Genomic DNA, 848 nt, shown 5'->3' with positions numbered 1-848 from the left:
GACCTGTCACTCGATCATCGCCACACAAAAAAGCGCGACGCACGCAACGACAAATACAGTGATAATACGGCGTATCCTGCACACTCACCAACTCACTTCGTGGCCGTGTCATCCTTAAACCTCCACATAAACTGACTACTTTATAACCAGAAGTATAGACCCACACCTCTGGCTATTTTTTGACCACAGCCAAATCATGGATGTCCTCTTTTACCATTTCTGGATGTCCTAATCTTCTTCATCAACAAACTCTGAGGCATTATCAGCAAAATCCTCTGGAAGCATTTTACTAACTATTTCTTTTAACAATAACTTCGTAATGAAATCCGTCAAACTTAACTTATATTCTTCCCAACGACCACCTCCGGACCCATAAATGACAATTGTCCAGCTTTCTGGATCCTCACATGTTTCCCAATATAGATGCCCTCCTCCTTCTGTATAACCACATGGAAAAAGTCCTTCTTTTTCTGGATAAATTTTATGAGGATAATAGTCAGGAAACTCTGCTTTAAAAGTTTTATATCTATCAATTAGTATGAGAGATTTTTTTTTCAGATTATATAACTCACCTTCAAGAGTTGGAGTAAGCACAAAAATATAATCGTTTATCCAACCTGCTCCATAATAATCGATAAAAGCCTTATAGTCTGCAGGTAAAGTAATAGCCAATTGCTTCTCAACTTCACTCCAATCAGTACCTTCATTACTTTTCCTTCTTGGTGGTGGTAGCAATGTCTTCAGAAGTTCAATACTCATATTTAAATCCAATAAAAATTCTTACAAATCTGACCAAATATCATTGAAAGAAGGGAGCTTTGGTGCACGACCCGGTTCAAATTGAGCCC

General features: G+C 38.2%; 1 protein-coding gene. It reads right to left on the bottom strand.

Annotated elements, in window-relative coordinates:
* Positions 1-228: 228 nt before the first annotated feature.
* Complete coding sequence (locus KCG35_RS25750) at positions 229-759, bottom strand: SMI1/KNR4 family protein (protein WP_215822732.1); 531 nt, start codon at positions 757-759, stop codon at positions 229-231.
* Between the last annotated feature and the right edge of the window lie 89 nt (positions 760-848).

This window comes from Zooshikella harenae, assembly GCF_018837975.1.
Classification (GTDB): Bacteria; Pseudomonadota; Gammaproteobacteria; order Pseudomonadales; family Zooshikellaceae; genus Zooshikella; species Zooshikella harenae.
Note: the sequence above shows the minus strand (reverse complement) of the source record. Positions and strands in the feature narration are given on the sequence as shown.